The sequence below is a fragment of the Nitrosospira sp. TNL200 genome (assembly GCF_055386305.1).
In genome coordinates, this window is sequence record NZ_AP041003.1 from 164,591 (window position 1) to 183,045 (window position 18,455).

The window sequence follows — 18,455 nt, forward strand, 5'->3', positions numbered from 1 at the left end:
GGTAAGGGAAAAAGGGAAAAGCAATATGAATCGCAAACTATATCGATTGATTTTCAGCCCGACCCTGGGCATGCGCATCCCCGCGGGGGAGACCGCGCGCAGCCGTGGCAAGGCGGCGGGCGGCGCCGCACTGCTATTGACGACAGTAATGCTGATCACGCCCGCTCGGGCGGAATTGCCGGTACCCTGCGCGGGCGGCAGTTGCGGCGGCGGGGTACCGGATTTCGTCTCCGCCGGGCAGGCGAATTACCATGCCCACGACCATCAGGCCATCGTCAACCAGGTGGGCGACAAGGCCATTCTCAACTGGCAGAGCTTCAATGTCAGCCCCGGCCACTCGGTGCAGTTCCAGCAGGTGGAAAGCCTGGCTACGGAAAACCTGGTACAGGGGGCGCATTTCACCACGCTCAACCGCGTCTGGGACCAGGATCCCAGCGTGATCGCCGGCATCATCACCCAGGCGGCGGGGCAGAATGCTAATGTCATTCTGGTAAATACCAACGGCATCGCCTTCATGGGCTCCTCCCAGGTCAACCTTGGCAGCTTTACCGCCAGCAGCCTGGATATTGCCGACAGCTTCATCCTCAATGCGTTCCTGACCCCTCAGAAGACCATCCCCCAGTTCGAAGGCTCGGGCGGCTTCATCAAGGTGTTCGAGGGCGCGCGCATCACGGCGGAGAGCCAGGGCCGGGTGATGCTGATCGCGCCCACGGTGATCAACCAGGGTACGGTGACGGCGCCCGACGGGCAGGTGATCGCGGCGGCGGGCACCAAGGTATTCCTGCGCTCGGCTTCGGCCCAGACGGCCGACGCCAACGTGCGCGGCCTGCTGGTGGAGGTGGACAGTCCCGCCGGCCTCGCCGATTTCGACACCGCCAATGGCGATGTCAGGGATGGCAAGCTGGATGGCCAGACGGTGGCCTTGAAGAATGCCGCCCTGGACAAGCTGGGCCACGTCACCAACCTGGGCGAGTTGAGCACCCCGCGCGGCAATGTCACCATGGTGGGCTATGCGGTCAACCAGCAGGGCATCGCGCGCGCCACCACCTCGGTGATCGCCAACGGTTCGGTATACCTGCTGGCGAAGGACGGCGCCGATGCGCAAGACCATTCGACGCGCGGCGGCCGCGCGCTGCTCGGCGCCGGCAGCCTCACGCAGGTGCTACCGGACGTGTCCGATTCCACCGGCGTGCCGGACGGGCTGACCGGTCCCGGCCTGGTGCTTCCCTCCCAGGTGAGAGTGGTGGGGCAGGATGTGCGCATGGAGGGCGGGGCGGTGATCGACGCGCCCGCGGGCGAAGTAAATTTTTTCGCCAGGGACGATCCCAGCGTGCTATTTAACCAGGATACCCTGGGCCTGGATCCGGTTTTGCAGGCCGTCGGTGCGCCCATCTCCCAGACCGCCCGCATCCACATCGCCAGCGGTGCGCGCATCAGCGTGGCCGGCCTGGAAAACGTGGCGGTTTCCGCCGCGCGCAACGGCGTGGAAGTGGAACTGCGCGGGGACGAGCTGAAGGACTCCCCGGTCAATCGCGACGGGCCGCTGCGCGGCCAGAAGGTCTTCGTCGATATCAACCGCGCCCTCGCTAACGCCGATGCCGGCAAGCCCACCCTCATTGCCAGGGACAGCCTGCAATCCTATCAGGCACGCCTGGAGCGTGCCGTGGCCGAGCGCTCCACCCAGGGCGGCACCGTGAGCCTGAGTTCCCAGGGCGAAGCCATCATCGAATCCGGCGCGGTCATCGACCTGTCCGGCGGCAGCCTCCACTATACGCCTGCCAGCGTGCCCACCACCCTGGTCATGTCCCGCGGCGTGGTGACCGATATCGCCAATGCGCGCGCCGACGTGCGCTACGACGGCATCGTCACCCGCTACGTGCAGGATTTCGGACGCTGGAACGTGCAGGAAGTGATCGATCTCGGCCAGAGCTTCAATTACGACCCCGGCTATACCGAGGGCAAGAACGCGGGCGTGCTGGAGGTGGTCGCGCTGCGCGCGGCGGTGATGCAGGGCGACGTCCAGGGACGCACCACGGTGGGCGAAGTGCAGCGCGACCTGGGGATCATGCCCGCCGGCGCCCGCCTGACGGTGGGCATGGATCCCGTGGCTAATTCCCTTAATGGCATCGATTACAAGCTGAACCAGGTGGTCGAACTGGAAAGTGGCAATGTTTTGCCGGCCGGGTTCAAGTTCGGCGATGCGCTCCCGTCCGGTCTTGTCAGCACCCTGCGCCTCGATCCCGCGCTGCTGGGCAAGGACAAGGTCGCCAACCTGGAAATCTTCAGCAATCAGGCGGCCGCAGTGCGCGAGGCGCTGCGCGCGCCGCAGGGCGGCAGCGTGCACATCACCGCGCAGGGCCTGACCATAGGCGCCGATATCGACGCGCCCGCCGGCTCGATCGTGCTCGACGCGCAGCAAAACTTCAATATCCTATCCGATCCGTTGAATCTGGTGGTGGCCGACGGCGTGACGCTGTCGGCAAGAGGGGCCTGGGTGAACGATTTGCGCGGCGTGCCGGCGGGCTCGGACGACGTCGCGCGGGTGGATGGCGGCCGGATCGCGCTGTCGGCGCCGGATAATCTTGCCCTGGGGAAAAACACACTGCTGGATGTCACCGGCGGCGGCCGGCTCAGGGTCGATGGCCGCGGCAAGGTCATTGCCGGCAATGGCGGCGAAATCAGCCTGATCAGCAAAGCGGTATCCGGCCTCGACGGGAACGTGCGCGGCTATGGCATAGACGGCGGGGGCACTCTCACGGTTTCCAGCAACCGCATCCAGATCGGCGGTACGCCGGACAATACCGCCGGTACCGCCAACCTGGATGCGGCCCTGTTCGAGGGCGCCGGTTTTGCAGACATCCATCTTGCCGGGCTGGAGAGCCTGGCCTTGTCCCCGGGAGTGCGCATCCGGCCGGCCGTGCTCAGCCTGGAATTGCAGCCGGACTATCTGGTGCGGCCCAGCGGAAGCAGGGTGGCGGATTTCACCCATCCGGTAAAACTGGATGACCTGGTGCGCCCGCCGGTGAACCTGAGCTTCACGGCGGTGAACACCGATGGAACGGGAGATCTGTCGATCGGCGCGGGCGCGCGCATCGAGGCCGATCCCAGGGCGAGCATTACCCTGTTGGCCGGCAACCTGTTGAATATACAGGGCAGCATCACCGCGCCCGGCGGCGGCATCACCGCCACGCTGGATCACGATCATCAGCAATTCAACTTTATGCCGACCAACAGCCTGTGGCTGGGCAGGCAGGCGGTGCTCGACGTGTCCGGCGCGGCGCTCACCTATCTCGACAGCCAGCGCCTGACCCAGGGCGCGGTGCTGGCTGGCGGCGCCATCACGCTGGATGCGAAGCTCGGTTATGTCGTGGCCGAAGCGGGCTCCAGCATCCGGACGGCGGGGGCCGCGCCAGTGCGGCTGGATATCCTGAACCAGGCCGGCGGCCTGGGGCAGTGGGTGGGCAGCGACGCCGGCTCGATCAGTATCAGCGCGCGCGAAGGAGTCATGCTGGATGGGGTTTTGCAGGCGCAGGCCGGGGGGGCATCGAATCGCGGCGGAGTATTCAATCTGACGCTGGGCAATAACATCGGGGATTCGACTCTAGGTTACCCCACCGGGGAGCGGATACTGAGCCTCGCGCCCAGCGTGGCACCGCAAGCCGGCGGCCTGGTTCCCGGCAGCGCCATACCCGGCGGGCTGAATGGCCAGGCCAGGCTGGGCGCCACAGCGCTGGAAGCGGCGGGTTTCGACCGCATCGCGCTCAAGAGCTGGGATGCCATCAAGCTGGAAGATGGCCTGAACCTGGGGGCCGGCCGTGCGCTGCCCTTGCAGGAGGTGACGCTGGATGCGCCGCGCATCGAAATGGGTGGTGGGGCCGGGGGCAATGCCGCCCTGGAGGCGGAAACCTTGCGGTTGGGCAATTACGATATCGAACGCGTGAATGTGGCCAATATTCCGGTTGTGGGCAGCGGCACGCTCATGGCGCAGGCGCGGCTGCTGGAGCTGGCGGGCAACCTGGCCCTGAGCGGCATGGCGCGCGCGGAACTGAGCGGGGCCGAGGAGGTGAGGCTGGCAGGAGTGAGCAGCGGCGATTCGCCGCGTCCAGCGGGCACGCTCACGAGTACGGGCGATCTATTTTTCGGCGGCGCGGTGGTCGCCCCCACCACCTACAGCCAGTTCACCATCCAGGCGCCGGGGCAGACGGTCGCGTTCGCCCGCCATGCCCTGCCGCCCTCGCAGCCGCTGTCTGCTCTCGGCAGCCTCGCCGTGAATGCTGCCAACATCGTGCAGGGCGGGAACATATGGGCGCCGTTCGGGCAACTGGCTTTCAACGCCACCGATGCCCTGGTGTTCCAGGATGGCAGCCTGACTTCCATCGCCGCCGCTCCCGGCAGCCTGATCCCGTTCGGGACCACGGTGAATGGCCGCAGCTGGACCTACAATCCCGATACATTCGTCATCCCGCTGCTGGCGCTGCCCGGGAAATCCATCCGCACCCAGGCGGCCAGCATCGACATGCAGGCGGGCGCGACCTTCGATCTCGCCGGCGGCGGCGATTTGCAGGCCTACGAGTTCAGCGTGGGTCCTGGCGGATCGCGCGATATCCTGGGCGATCCCGACACCTACGCCATCCTCCCCGGCTACGCCAGCGCCTTCGCGCCGGGGGACGGGCAGGAGAACACCGGCTTCGGCCGTGCGGCGGGGGAAGCCGTCTATCTCTCCGGCATACCCGGGCTTGCCGCGGGAACCTATACGCTGCTGCCGGCGCATTATGCGCTGCTGCCCGGCGCCTATGCCGTGAGGCTGGACACCAGCACGCCCAATCTGCTCCCGGGAATGGCCTTCAGCAGGCAGGATGGCATCCAGGTGGTGCCCGGCTATGTCACCGACAGCCGCGCCGCGGCGGGCGGTCCGCGTGATGCGCTATGGAGCGGGTTCGAGGTATTGACCCGCGACCAGGTGTTGCTGCGTTCCGAAATGACTCTTACCCGCGCCTCGGATTTCTTTGCCGCGAGCGAGAGCCGGCCGCAGGACGCAGGCTTGCTTTCCATCGCCACCACTGGCGGGTTGAGCCTGGATGCCATTTTCCAGCTCGCCGCGGCCGAAGGCGGCCGTGGCGCGCTGGTGGATATCAGCGCGCCGCGCATCGCCATTACCAGCGGCTCGCCATCCGGAATGCAGGGCATCGATCCCCTGGCCACGCGCATCGACGTCGCCAAGCTCGACGCCATGGGCGCGGCGAGCCTGTTCCTGGGCGGTACCCGCAGCCCCGGCAGTAACCGCGGCGACGCGACCCTGTTGACGGTGGAAGCGGATGAAGTGACGCTGGCCAACGACGCCGCGCATGCCCTGAAGAGCGGGGAAATCATCCTGGCCGCCAAGGACACCCTGACGCTCAAAGCCGGCAGCGCCATCGAGGCCCAGGGCAGCGCAGGTGGTGCGAGCGGAGCGGGTGCGCAGAGCGCCAATCGCTATGAAACCGCGGGCAACGGTGCCCTGGTCCTGGCCGGATCCGCTTCCGCCAGTTTTGCGCGCACCGGCGGCCCGGACCGCAGCCTGGGAACCCTGGCAGGTGAAACCGGCAGCACCATTCGCTCGGGGAATACCATCATCCTGGATGCGACCAAGCAGAATGCCTTCGCGGGCACGCCCCTGTTTGCCGGCGACAAGAGCAGCCCGGTCGCCGGAAACCTGGCCATCGGCGCCGCCCGCGTCAATTTTGGCAATGCGCCGGCGGGGGCCGATGGCCTGACGTTCAGCCAGAACGAACTGGACGGATTGAACAGCCTGAATTCATTGACGCTGAGCAGTTATTCCACCTTCGACCTGTATGGCGATGTCAGCGTGGGCGGCGCCGGCGCCAGCGGCAAACCCACGCTCCAGGCCCTGAATCTCCAGGGAGCGGGGCTGGCCGGCCTGGACAACAGCGGCAGGACCGCGACGCTGCGCGCGACCAATATCGTGCTTTCCAACCCGGCGGCGGCCGCTTCCGCCGCAGGCGGCACTCCTGGCAGCGGCGTGCTGGCGATCCAGGCGGATACGCTGGTGCTGGGCGAAGGCGCCAAGGTCATCCAGGGGTTTTCCCGGGTCGATGCGAGCGCGAACGAGTTGGTCGGGCGCGGCGCCGGCGCTATCGATATCGCCGCCGGAGCGGCGAACCTGAATGTCGCCCGTATCAGCGGCGAAGGGGGAAGCGACCAGACCTTGTCCGTTTCCGGTCCATTGCAGGTCGCCGCCATGGCGCCGGATCGCGCCCTTGCCGCGGTTGCCGCGCTGGGGGCGAAGTGGGCGCTGTCGGGCACCGAAATGCTGTTCGACACCGAGGCCACGCTGCCTTCGGGCCAGATCGCGCTCACCGCGGCTTCGGGCAATCTCACGCTGGGCACGCATGCGGTAGCCGATGTGGCGGGCCGGTCCGTGGCCTTTTTCGACGTGAGCCGCACCGCGCCGGGCGGCGCCGTCGAACTGGCGAGCGGCAACGGCAACGTGGCATTGCAACCCGGCGCGCGCGTGGATGTGTCCGCGGCGCCGGGGGGCGACGCGGGCAAAGTGGCGATACATGCCCCCCATGGCGGCGTGGTCATCGCCCCCGGCAGCCTGCAGGGCGCGGCCGCGGCGGATGCCGGCGGCGCCCGCGGAGAGGGTGGGCGCGCCGATCTGGACGTGGGCACGCTGGCGAATTTCTCCGCACTGAACACCACACTCAACCAGGGTGGGTTCGATGGCGCAATGGCGCTGCGGGTGCGCGGCGGCGATGTCGTCGTGGCTGCGGCCGATACGGTCAAGGCCAAGGAGGTCCGCATCGCGGTGGACAGCGGCAAGCTGGACGTGGCCGGGCATATCGACGCCTCGGGCAGCGCTGGCGGCAGCATCGATCTCCATGCCGGCAACGACATGACGCTGTTGCCGGGCGCGCGGCTCGACGCCTATGCCACGGGTGCCGGCAAAAACGGCGGCGAGGTGGAAATCGGCACTGCATCGGGCAGGCTGAACCTTGCCTCGGGCAGCGCGCTGGACGTGCACGGTGGCGATGGGGGCAGCGGCACCCAGCCGGGAGAGGGCGGCGAAATAGTGTTGCGCGCGCCCCGCACCGGCGCCGGGGCCGGCGATGACGTGGCGGTGGACAGCGCCGGCGGCAGCATCGGCGGGGCCAGATCTGTCGTGGTGGAAGCGGTCAAGGTTTATGATCACATCGCCACGCTCACCGGCAGCGGCGCGAGCAGCGGCACCACGTTGAGCCTGGATACGGTCAATGCCGACAACAGCAGCTTTGCCGCCCATGCCGGTGCCATTGCCGCGCGCCTGGGCAAGACCGGCGACCCCGTCTTCCACGTGCGCGCAGGGGTGGAGGTACGCTCGGATGCCGCGGTGAATGGCGGCGATCTCGCGCTCGGCAATGACTGGAACCTGGGCGCCAGCCGCGCGGGGGGCGAACCGGGCATGCTGACCCTGCGGGCTACAGGCAACCTTAACCTCAATGGCAATCTGTCCGACGGCTTCAACGTCGCCACGCCGTTCAGCAGCGGAACCACGCCGGCCACGCTGCTGCCGGGGGATTCCTGGGGCTACCGGCTGGTGGCCGTGGCGGACATCGATGCGGCCGATCCGCTGGCGGTGAAGCCGGGCGCGGGCGATGTCACGCTGGCGGCGGGCAGGCTGGTGCGCACCGGCACGGGCGACATCCGCATCGCGGCGGGCGGTAACATCACCCTGGCCGACGGCAAGGCGGCGATCTACACCGCCGGACGGGCGGCCGACGCCGTGGCGGACTTTACCGTGCCGGCCAATGCCCAGTTCAGCCAGGGGGGGGGCAATGTCAGCCTCGCCGCGGCAGGCGATATCGTCGGGTCGCCTTCGGCGCAGCTTTATTCCAACTGGCTGTTCCGCCAGGGTAAGCTGAACGCTTCCACCGGTGTTTACACCACCCAGCCTGCCTGGTGGGTGCGTTTCGACCAGTTCCAGCAGGGGATAGGCGCGCTGGGCGGCGGCAATGTGACGCTCGCTGCCCGCGGCAACGTGGAAAATATTTCCGCCAGCACTCCCACCCAGGCGCGCATGGCGGCCGCGGCCCCCGATGCCGCCAAGCTGATGAAGACCGGCGGTGGAGATGTACGCGTGGAAGCCGGCGGCGATCTGCTGGGCGGCCAATATTACGCCGACCGCGGCGAACTGGCGCTGACGGCGGGCGGCAAAGTGGACAGCGGGCAGAATGCAAGCGGCGGTCCGCTCTCCACCATCCTGGCGCTGGGGGATGCGCAGGCCAGGGTGCAGGCGCGAGGGGATGTCACCATCCAGGCGGTGCTCAATCCCCACCTGGTGGTGCAATCCGGTGGTTCAGGGGGCTCCTTCAATCTTGGTACCGGTCTCAACGGCGGGATCAGGGATTCCCGCTGGAGCCTGTTTTCCACCTATGGCCCGGATAGCGGCGCGCAGTTGCAAAGCCTGAATGGGACGGTGGCTCTCTCCAACGACGCCACCATGCTGGTCAATTCCTACAACAGGGCGCCGCTCAACTTCAATCTGTCGCCAACCTCTTACGACAAGGAACTATTGTCCTTATTGCCGCCCAGCCTGGCGATAACCGCGTTCCAGGGGGATATCGACATGCTCGCCTCCAGCACTCCGGCCGTCATGAGCCCGGCCGCCCGCGGGGATCTCGCGCTGCTGGCGGCGGGAACCGTCAGCGTGCACGCTCCCCTGGTGATGAGCGACAAGGACCCGGCCCTGGTGCCGGATGGGGTGCATCCCGGCACAAATACCGACGACTTCCCGCGTTCCACGGTAACAGCCGCGTTCAGAGCATTTCTTCACGGCCCGGTTCCCGTGCATACAGGCGATACCCAGCCGGCACGCATCTATGCTGTCACCGGGGACGTCCGGGGCAATTTCAACGAGCTTTCCCTGAACCTGTCCAAGGCAGTGCGGGTGCGCGCCGGGCAGGACGTGAGCGACCTGGGCATACTGGTGCAGCACGCCAATGCCGGCGATCTCAGCCAGGTGATGGCGGGCCGGGATGTGGTGTTCACCTCCGGAAACGACCGCTCCGATAACGCCAGGATCTGGGTGGGCGGCCCGGGGCGGCTGGAAGTGACGGCGGGGCGCAATCTGGACCTGGGCACCTCGGCGGGCATCGTCAGCCGCGGCGACCTCGACAATGCGCAACTGCCCGCAGGCGGAGCCGATATCGACGTGGCGGCGGGAGTGGGCGCGCAGGGGATCGATTACGCCGGGGCGATTACCCGGCTGGCCGCGGCGCTGGAAAAAGCGGGCGGCAGCCCGGATGACGCCCTGCTGTGGCAGGCGCGCTGGCTGGCGGGAAACAACGATTTGAAGGGCGCCGACGCGCTGGCGGCGGTCAGGGCGGTGGCGGCGCTGGATGCCGACGGCCAGCGCGCCCGGGTGCGCGAGATGCTTTATACCGCCTTGCTGGTGACCGGCCGCGATTTCAACAACCCCGACAGTCCGTTCTTCAAGGGCTATGAGCGCGGCTATGCGGCGCTGGAGCTGGTGTTCCCGGGGATAAGCGAAAAGGATGCCGAGGGACACTCCATAAATTACCAGGGGGAGATCAACCTGTTCGCCAGCCGCATCAAGACCGAGCGCGGCGGCCATATCGAATTCATGGCGCCGGGGGGCGACGTGATCGTGGGCCTCGCCAATACGCCGGCGGTGCTGGTGAATACCGGCAACGATGTCCTGGGCATGGTGGCGGTGGCGGACGGCAGCGTGCGCGGATTTGCCCGCGGCAATATCCTGGTCAACCAGTCGCGCATTCTGACCCTGGGGGGTGGCAACGTGCTGCTGTGGTCGAGCGAAGGCGACATCGATGCGGGCAAAGGAAAGAAATCGGCGACTGCGGTGCCGCCGCCGCTCGTCAAGGTGACCGCGAGTGGCCAGGTGATCCAGGAACTGCAGGGCGCCGCATCCGGCAGCGGGATCGGGGCGCTTTCCACCGGGGGCAGAAAGGCGGGCGACATCGATCTGATCGCTCCCACCGGCACGGTGAACGCGGGCGATGCCGGCATCCGGGCGAACAACCTCAACATCGCCGCCCAGGCCGTGCTGGGGGCGGGCAATATCAGCGTCACCGGCACCTCCACCGGCACGCCGGTGGCGGACGCCAGCGCGGTGACCGCCACCACTTCCGGGGCCACTTCCCAGGGAGACGATGTGGCCAAGACCACTGCGGCCTTGTCGCAGAACCTGTCGGATGCGGCGCGCGCTGCCGATGAGATGAGAAAGATCAGGCCCACGTTTATTTCATCCGAGGTGATCGGGCACGGAGAATAGAAAAAAGGAAGGGAAGCAACGGTAGGATGGGTGGAGTGGAACGCAACCCATCAAAAAACATCTACCCAGCACCAGTAAAATGATGGGTTACGCTTTGCTCCACCCATCCTACGAAAGCTACGAAAGCTACGAAAGCTACGAAAGCTACGAAAGCTACGAAAGCCACGAAAGCCACGAAAGCTAAAACTGACCGGCTAAAGCCGGCAGTTTTAACCTTGGGATGGAAATGAGTGGGAGCGATGGAATGACCGCTGGGGGAGGCAGGTGGTGTCTTCGTCCCGCATCGCACACCCCCCGCGCGACGGCGCCATTTCACGCCGCCGCGCCCGACTCGGTATCCGGGGGCACCGGAAATCGGGAACTACCTGATATTCATGCAGTTTGCATAGTAGGTCACGGTCGCGGCCCAGTCGCTGAATATGCCGCGAATGCCGACATCCTTGGCCAGAACATCCAGCACTTTCATCATGTCGCCTTCGCGCCGGATGGCGGGGCGGAAGGTCTGGAGATAAAAATCGTTCCGGCCCTCGGCCAGGATGCCGGAGCGCTCCAGCGTCCAGGTGATGATGTCGAGCCCCGCGGCCCTGGCTTGGCGGGCATACCGGGAGGGCACGATATTGCCGCTGCCATCGACATCCAGTAGCGCGAACAGGGGCGGAGCGACGATATTGATGCCCTCGGCCTTGTAGGCCGCCAGTTGGGCGGCGGAGGGCAGTTCGGCAACGATATTGGCGTCGTCGAGGTAAACCGACTGCTTGCCGAATTGCGGCTCGTTGGCGATCCAATAGCGGATGTCGCGGATATCGAACGACTGGGCATATACGTCCCGGGGCTTGACGTTCTCCGCCTTGTATTCGTCTATCATCTGCTGGGCATAGTCCGCCTGTGTGTAGTCGCCCACGCCATCGCCATCGCTGTCATAAGGCATGGCCACGCTGGCGCTCTTGAGCTCGGGCGTCATCTTCACGCCCAGCCTCTTGAACAACTGGATGCTTTCCTTATGGGTGAGCAGCGTGCCGCTGGTGGGGCCGGAATACAGGTCCGTACGCCAGCTAGGCGTGCCGCGCTGGTACTCCGCCACGTTCGTGGCAGCGGGGTTGGAACCATCCATCTTGCCTCTGAGGCTCTTGAACTCTTCCAGCGTGATGTCGCTGGTGCAACACTGCGCGGAAGCTTCCTGAACGACGTTTCCCGCGGCATCGAGCTGCGCCGGAGTGAAAGGCCTGGTGCACTTCGCAGCCAGCGGCGTCTCGAGGATATTGGTGGTGGTGTGCAGGTCGCATTGCGAATGGCGGCAAACCAGTTCCTTGTCCCTGGTAAAGGTTACGTCGCATTCCACGATGCCCGCTCCCATGAGGGCGGCTGCCTCGTAAGATTCCTGGGTATGTTCCGGGAACTGCAGAGCCGCGCCGCGGTGTCCGATGGAGAACTGGGTTCTGCGGAACGGGCCGTTGCCGCAGTGGCTGAGCCTGTTCTTGAGAGATCCCTCCGCCATGTCATTGACGAGAAAGTAAGGCCGCGGGCCGAGCTGGATGCTCATGCTGTTTCCCGACCCGCTGTAGTGGCCGTCATCGCCCTCATCGTCATGCCGGCTTGCGTCGGAAACGGAGGACAGCAGGAAAAGCGCGCTCATCAGCGCAACAGCGCCAAGCGTGGAAATGAAATTTTTGCGTGACATAGGGAGGCTCCGGGGTTGGGAGGACGGTTGAACTGTCTGTGCTCTTTAATGCACCTCTGACGCTACCCTTTTTCCTTTGCATCTTGAGGAGCGTGTTGTTGATCCAAATAGACTAGGGAAGCCAGTCTGGCGCCAGAATATTTTTCCTGCTGCTTCCCTTGCTCTGTTGCGCAAAAGGGGATACCTGCCGGAATTATTCCGGTGTTCCCGGCATCCGCCGGAGCCGGGATTTGCATTCTCCTGTTTCGGCCTTGTAACGGCTTGGAAAGCGTGTTTTACATGCCGAAGCAAGCGTTCGTTCACACCAACAGAGTAATTCGTTTGGATCATGGGCATGACTAATGTCTGTAACCTGGGACACGCATAATCCCGCTTGTTCAAGCCAGCCCGCCTCCAAGCCAGACAGTACCGTGCGAATCCTTGCGTCCCTGCTCACCTTTGCGTTATGCACGTTTTCCCTGTCCAGCCATGCCTGGTGGAACGACGACTGGGGCAACCGGAAGAAGGTCACATTGAACAGCCCGGCGGGCGAGGTGGCGGATGCGCCGGTGCTGATTCGCCTGCATACTGGCAATTTCGATTTCTTTTCCGCGAATGACAACGGCAGCGACCTGCGCGTGGTCGCGGGGGACGATAAAACCGAGCTCAAATTCCATTTTGAGAAATGGGATGTCGTGAATGAACTGGCGTTCGTATGGGTGAAAATCCCCAAGCTGGCCTCCCAGACAGAAATATTCCTCTACTTCGGCAACGAGAATGCGGCCCCCGCGGCAAATCCCAAGTCGACTTACGACGCCGCCAGCGTCATATACCATTTTGCGGAGCAGAGCGGCGTTCCCCAGGACAGCGGCTCGAATGGATTGAACGCGGTGCAGTCATCCGCCCAGCACATCGCCGCTTCGTTCTCCAACGGGGGAGCCGGATTCAACGGTTCGCAGAGTGTCACGCTTCCTGCTGTAAGCGCAGGCGGCGGATTCAGCTTCTCGGCATGGGTGAAGTCATCGGCACTGGACGGCACGCTCGTTCAATCCGATAGCCTGCGCGTCTGGCTGGAGGGCGGCCTGGTGAAGGCGAAGTCGGGCGCGTCGAATCTGGCGTCCAGCGCGGCGCTCAGCGCGAATGAGTGGCATCACGTCGGGTTCGTGATGGCGGACAGGATGTATCTCTATGTGGACGGCAAACCCGCGGGCGATGCGCCGCCTGCCGCGCTATCCGCTGACAGCCTGGTTCTGGGTACCGGATTCAAGGGCGAGATGGACGAGGTGCAGGTATCCGGACTGGGGCGCGGAGCGGAGTGGATGGCGGTCCAGGCAGCGCTGGGGCCGGACGGCAAACTGGTCGCCATGGGGGAGGACGAAGCGTCGGAGGGAGGAGAAGGCGCCTCTCACCTCGGCATCATCCTCAAATCGCTGACGGTGGACGGATGGGTCGCGATTTGCTTTCTGACCATCATGCTGATGATCGCGATATGGGTGATGTACAGCAAAGCGGTCTACATCAACCGGGTGGACAGTTCCAACAGGCGTTTCATGAATAAATTCCGCGAGCTGTCAACCGATCTGGCGATGATAGACAAGGTCAGCGGACTGGAGAAAGAATTCGCGCATTCGTCGCTCTACCGCATTTATCACATCGGCGCGCGGGAATTGGCGCACCGTTTCGCTGATACCGAGGCGACCCATATCGACAAATCGCTATCGCCGCAATCGCTGGATGCGATCCGTGCAAGCCTGGATGCCGGTCTCATGGAAGAAGTCCAGCGCATGAACAAATTCATGGTGCTGCTCACCATCGCGATTTCCGGCGGCCCCTTCATCGGCCTGCTCGGTACAGTGATGGGGGTCATGATCACGTTTGCCGCGATCGCGGCGGCGGGGGATGTCAATGTCAATGCGATCGCGCCCGGCATTGCCGCCGCCCTGGCTGCAACCGTGGCGGGCATGGGAGTCGCCATCCCTTCCCTGTTTGGCTACAACTACCTGGCTTCGCGCATCAAGGCCATCGTATCAAGAATGCATATTTTCGTCGACGAGTTTGTGACCAAGGTTGCGGAAAACTACAGCCGCTGACAAAAAGGCATGAAGTTACAGGAAGAAAACGAGCTATACGACGAAATCAACGTCGTGCCCATGCTGGATCTTGCCTATGTGCTGCTGGTGATATTCATCATCATGACAACCGCATCGGTGCAGGGGATAAAGGTCAACCTGCCCAAGGCCAGCAACACTCCCAGTCTCGCCAAGCCCCAGACGAAGGCAATCACCATCAACGAATCCGGCCAGATTTTTCTGGACGCCTATCCGATGACGCTGGAGGAGTTGCGCACCCGGCTGGGTCAATTGAAAGCTGCAAATCCCGAACTGCCGGTCGTGGTCAAGGGGGACACGGTAGTGCAGTACGGCAAGGTGATGGAGGTGCTCGAATTGCTGGGTCAGCTGGATATCACACAGTTGGGCCTGGTGACTCAGCGTCTGGTCAAGTAGCGCCATGAAAGATCCCGAAGAAAGCCCAAGGCCGGTTTGGGTGCGCTGGGGCGGCGTTGCGCTTTTCCTGGGCGTTGCGATTGCGCTGGGATTGTGGCTGAAGGATTTTCTGGGTAGCGACACGCCCCAGCACAAGCCCACGCTCCAGCAGATCACATTGATCAAGCCCCCTCCGCCACCGCCACCCCCGCCGGAGAAGCCGCCGGAGCCGGTGGTGAAGGAGGAGATAAAGCTGTCCGAACCCGAGCCCGAGCCGATGGACCAGGCCGATGAGCCGCCACCCGGTCCCGATCTGGGCATCGATGCCGAAGGAACGGGAAGCGGGGATGGGTTCGGACTGGTAGGGAAAAAGGGAGGCGCGGACTTGATTGGCGGTTCCCGGGGCAATCCGTGGGCCTGGTATGACGCCATAGTGAATGACGCCATCAATTCCGCCTTGCAGGATGCCCTTGCGCGCGAAAACGCGCTCAAGGACAAAACCTACAAAATCATAGTGAAGGTGTGGATCGACCCTGGCGGCAAGGTATCGCGCATTGCCTTGGTCGAAAACACGGGTGACGCCAAGGTGGATGAGTTGATCAAGAACGTGCTTCAGAATCTGCGAGCGTTGCGGGAAGGTCCCCCTGCGGATATGCCGCAGCCGTTGAAGATACGCGTGACCTCGCGCGCCTGATGGACTTGAAGAAGAAAAATAAAATGAATATCCATTCCATGATCCCGGCTGTTCTCGTGGCCGCCATGCTTTCAGGAAATGCCAGTGCGGCCAGCGAGCCCAGCGGAAAAACCGATGAGCGCGAAAAGGTCGAAGTCCTGTACGAGACCACTTTGAACCTGATCCGGCTTCTGGTCGAGCAAGGCGTGATCAAGCAGGAAGTCGCCGATGAAATGATCAAAAAAGCCGAGGAAAAAGCGGCGGCTTCCCGGCAGGCCCAGAATGGCGTCCCCTACGGTCCCCCCGCTCCCTCCTCTGCATCCGCATCCGCAACCGACAGCTCGAAAAAAGGCGAGGTACGCGTGACATACGTGCCGGAACACATCAAGCGGGAAATTCGGGACCAGTTACGCGGAGAAATAGTGAACCAGGCGAAGGAGGAGCGCTGGGGAGACGTGAATGCCGTTCCCGAATGGACAAGCCGCTTCAAGCTGCAAGGAGACATGCGTCTGCGCGAACGGGCCGACCTTTACGGCAGCAACAATGCCCCCGCGGCCAATTTCCGGGCGCTCGGCCAGCAGATCGACAATACCACCGACGACAGCCTGCACCGGGAACAGATACGCATGCGCCTTGGCATCAACGCCAATATCACCCGTGGGGTGGATCTGGGGCTGCGCCTGACGACGGGAAACATCAATGATCCGGTGCTCACCAGCCAGATATTGGGCCCTCCTCCCATATCCATAGGGTCCCCGGTATCCACTCTGCAGACATTGGGAACTTTCAACAGCAAATTCGGGCTGGTGCTGGATCAGGCCTACCTTCAGCTGACTCCCTGGGATTGGCTCACCGTCAGCGGCGGCCGTTTCCCCAATCCCTTCTTCATCGGCACCGTGGGGAATGTGTACACGAGTATTCTCAAGCGGGGCACCACTATTCCTACCGCCGGCGTGCAGCATACCGACCTGATCTGGGATGCGGACTTGAATTTCGAAGGGCTGGCGATCAATCTTCACCCCTGGCAAAACGAAAACCGGACCATCAAGCCATTCTTCAATGTCGGAGTCTTCCCCTTGCAGAAGATAAATCAGAGCGAAACCGTAAAAGCCAAGGATAAATGGTTCTACGGAACCCAGGCCGGGTTGGAGTGGAGCCCTGCCGATACCGATACCAAGGTCAGAATAGCCGCGGCCTGGTATGACTTCCGCAATATCGCGGGGGTGCGCAATCCGAACTTCGGCGACACGCTGTTCAACCAGACTGCGACGTTGTTCCGCCAGAAAGGCAACAGTCTTTTCAACATCGATAACGATGGCGACCCTACGACCAATCTCTGGGCGCTCGCCGCCGATTACCGCCTCGCGAACCTGACCATGGTGGCCGACTACTCCAGGTTCAAGCCCATCCATGTCATCGGCACCGTGGATTACGTGCGCAATGTTGGCTATGACCAGAATGCCATACTGGCCCGTACCGGACAGAACATCAAGCCCCAGATCAACGCCTACCAATTCCGTCTCACCGTGGGTTATCCGATCGTATCCGAAGCGCACCAATGGCAGGTTTTCGGCTTTTATCGCTATTCGGAGCGGGATTCGATGCTGGATGCCTTTACCGATTCCAACTATCTCATGGGCGGAACCAACCATAAAGGTTACACGCTACATGGCCTTTACGGCATCGCGCATAACACGTGGCTGGGCCTCCGCTACAATTCATATAGCCAGATCAGCGGTTTGCCGCTGGCTGTCGATTCGGTCAATCTGGATCTGAACGCCCGCTTCTAGCTGCGCCACGCTGAGCGAGGACTAAGATTTTCGTATGAGCAACTACAAGAAAATTCCGCGATGGGCATGCCAGGGAATAGTCATGGTGTTTTTGGCGGGCTGGTGCCTGCCTGAAGCCGTGGCTGCAAATGCGGCGGCCAACAAGGATCAAAAAAAAGAGCGGCAGGCGTTGCGCCGCATGCAGCAGCAATTAACCGAAATTCAGCAGCAGAAATCGGCGCTGGATCAGGAAAAAACAGCGCTGGAGGAAACACTGAAAAAAACCCATGGTGAAACTGAAGCCCAGAAGCGCCTCGCGGCGAGCGCCGCCGCCAAAGTTTCCCGGCTGGAGGGGGATATCGAGACAGCAATCAGGGAAAAAGCCGAGTTGCGAGCCAAGCTTGATGAAGCCACCAAGCAGAATCAGGAGTTGTCGACCCAGCATAAGCAACTGGAGCAGGACTTCAAGAACAAGGAAGCTGCCCTTGAAAGGCAAAATGAGTTAAGGAAGCTGTGCGAGGGAAACAACGGTGATCTGTATCGAATAGGGCAGGAGCTGGTCGGGTGGTACACCAAGAAGGGACCTCTGAATGCCATTCTGGAAGCGGAGCCCTTCACGCGGATAAAAAGCGTCGAGATGGAGAACCTGCTCGAAAAATACCGCGATGACCTCGAAGCAAAGCATCTCCAGCCTACACCTCGCTGACGGCAAGTCGCTGATAGTTGATGATCCAGATTCCAAGCTCGTGCTGGCGGGCGCCTGGAAAGGCGCATCATTGCAACCTATGTTTTTTTCGGGATATTCCCCTAACCCATCATGTCGTTGCAGTAACCTTAGGAAGCGCTGAACTTTACCGGATTTCCTTATTGTTCTTGTTCTCCCGAGGGAGGATAATAAGGGGCTTTTCATATGCGGCCGCGTCCGGGAGTCTGGGAAATACCGGCGCGCAACGGTCGGCATCGGTTTCCATTCTTGATACGCACTGCCATGCTGCTGATGATCGACAATTACGATTCCTTTACCTACAATCTCGTGCAATATTTTGGCGAACTGGGTGAAGAAGTAGCGGTATTTCGCAACGACGAGATTACTCCCGAGGAAATTGCGCGGTTAAAACCCGCGCGCATCGTCATTTCCCCCGGTCCCTGCACGCCTGGCGACGCGGGCGTATCCATACCCTTGATCAAGCGCTGCCATGGACAAATTCCCATACTGGGGGTATGCCTGGGCCATCAGAGCATCGGGCAGGCCTTTGGCGGGAAAATTATCCATGCGAAACAATTGATGCATGGCAAGACCTCGCTTATTTATCACGATAACGCCGGCTTGTTCAAAGATCTGCCCAACCCGTTCACGGCGATTCGCTATCATTCTCTCGCTATCGAGCGTGAAACCCTTCCCGATTGCCTGGAAATTACCGCATGGACAGAAGATGGAGAAATCATGGGCGTCCGGCACAAGGCCCTTGCGGTGGAGGGTTTGCAGTTCCACCCTGAGTCCATTCTGACGGAACATGGGCACAGGCTGCTGCAAAATTTCCTGAATCAGTAAGCTGTCTCGTTTGCTGGAATGCAGCCGAAA

8 protein-coding genes are annotated in these 18,455 nt (G+C 62.9%); 7 read left to right on the top strand and 1 reads right to left on the bottom strand.

From position 1 onward, the window contains the following. Positions 1-25 precede the first annotated feature (25 nt). Positions 26-10,291 (top strand): filamentous haemagglutinin family protein, encoded by a 10,266-nt coding sequence (locus ACZ5CE_RS00835; RefSeq protein WP_464575861.1) that lies wholly within the window; start codon positions 26-28, stop codon positions 10,289-10,291. 361 nt (positions 10,292-10,652) lie between these two features. Here the strand turns inward: ACZ5CE_RS00835 and ACZ5CE_RS00840 are convergent, their stop codons facing one another. Next, positions 10,653-11,969: a glycerophosphodiester phosphodiesterase family protein gene (locus ACZ5CE_RS00840; RefSeq protein WP_464575862.1), complete on the bottom strand. Its 1,317-nt coding sequence runs from the start codon at positions 11,967-11,969 to the stop codon at positions 10,653-10,655. Positions 11,970-12,310: 341 nt separating this feature from the next. Between ACZ5CE_RS00840 and ACZ5CE_RS00845 the strand changes: the two genes are divergently transcribed. From ACZ5CE_RS00845 to ACZ5CE_RS00870, 6 genes are all read left to right on the top strand, one after another. After that, positions 12,311-14,038 (top strand): DUF2341 domain-containing protein, encoded by a 1,728-nt coding sequence (locus ACZ5CE_RS00845; protein WP_464575863.1) that lies wholly within the window; start codon positions 12,311-12,313, stop codon positions 14,036-14,038. A 9-nt stretch (positions 14,039-14,047) separates the two neighbouring features. Next, on the top strand, positions 14,048-14,452 hold the full coding sequence (locus ACZ5CE_RS00850; protein WP_464575864.1) for an ExbD/TolR family protein: 405 nt from the start codon (positions 14,048-14,050) through the stop codon (positions 14,450-14,452). 4 nt (positions 14,453-14,456) lie between these two features. After that, positions 14,457-15,125 carry a TonB C-terminal domain-containing protein gene (locus ACZ5CE_RS00855; RefSeq protein ID WP_464575865.1) on the top strand — a complete coding sequence of 223 codons (669 nt, stop codon included), beginning with the start codon at positions 14,457-14,459 and terminating at the stop codon, positions 15,123-15,125. Between the two features lie 23 nt (positions 15,126-15,148). Further along, positions 15,149-16,894 carry a putative porin gene (locus ACZ5CE_RS00860; protein WP_464575866.1) on the top strand — a complete coding sequence of 582 codons (1,746 nt, stop codon included), beginning with the start codon at positions 15,149-15,151 and terminating at the stop codon, positions 16,892-16,894. A 34-nt stretch (positions 16,895-16,928) separates the two neighbouring features. Further along, a complete protein-coding gene (locus ACZ5CE_RS00865; protein WP_464575867.1) occupies positions 16,929-17,579 on the top strand; it encodes a DNA repair protein in 651 nt (216 codons plus the stop codon). Positions 17,580-17,861: 282 nt separating this feature from the next. Beyond that, positions 17,862-18,425, top strand: a complete 564-nt coding sequence (locus ACZ5CE_RS00870; RefSeq protein WP_464577564.1) for an anthranilate synthase component II — start codon at positions 17,862-17,864, stop codon at positions 18,423-18,425. Positions 18,426-18,455 lie beyond the last annotated feature (30 nt).

Coding starts and splice junctions, on each gene's coding strand:
- ACZ5CE_RS00835 (WP_464575861.1), top strand. CDS start 26: ATGAATCGCAAACTATATCGATTGATTTTCAGCCCGACCCTGGGCATG.
- ACZ5CE_RS00840 (WP_464575862.1), bottom strand. CDS start 11,969: ATGTCACGCAAAAATTTCATTTCCACGCTTGGCGCTGTTGCGCTGATG.
- ACZ5CE_RS00845 (WP_464575863.1), top strand. CDS start 12,311: ATGTCTGTAACCTGGGACACGCATAATCCCGCTTGTTCAAGCCAGCCC.
- ACZ5CE_RS00850 (WP_464575864.1), top strand. CDS start 14,048: ATGAAGTTACAGGAAGAAAACGAGCTATACGACGAAATCAACGTCGTG.
- ACZ5CE_RS00855 (WP_464575865.1), top strand. CDS start 14,457: ATGAAAGATCCCGAAGAAAGCCCAAGGCCGGTTTGGGTGCGCTGGGGC.
- ACZ5CE_RS00860 (WP_464575866.1), top strand. CDS start 15,149: ATGAATATCCATTCCATGATCCCGGCTGTTCTCGTGGCCGCCATGCTT.
- ACZ5CE_RS00865 (WP_464575867.1), top strand. CDS start 16,929: ATGAGCAACTACAAGAAAATTCCGCGATGGGCATGCCAGGGAATAGTC.
- ACZ5CE_RS00870 (WP_464577564.1), top strand. CDS start 17,862: ATGCTGCTGATGATCGACAATTACGATTCCTTTACCTACAATCTCGTG.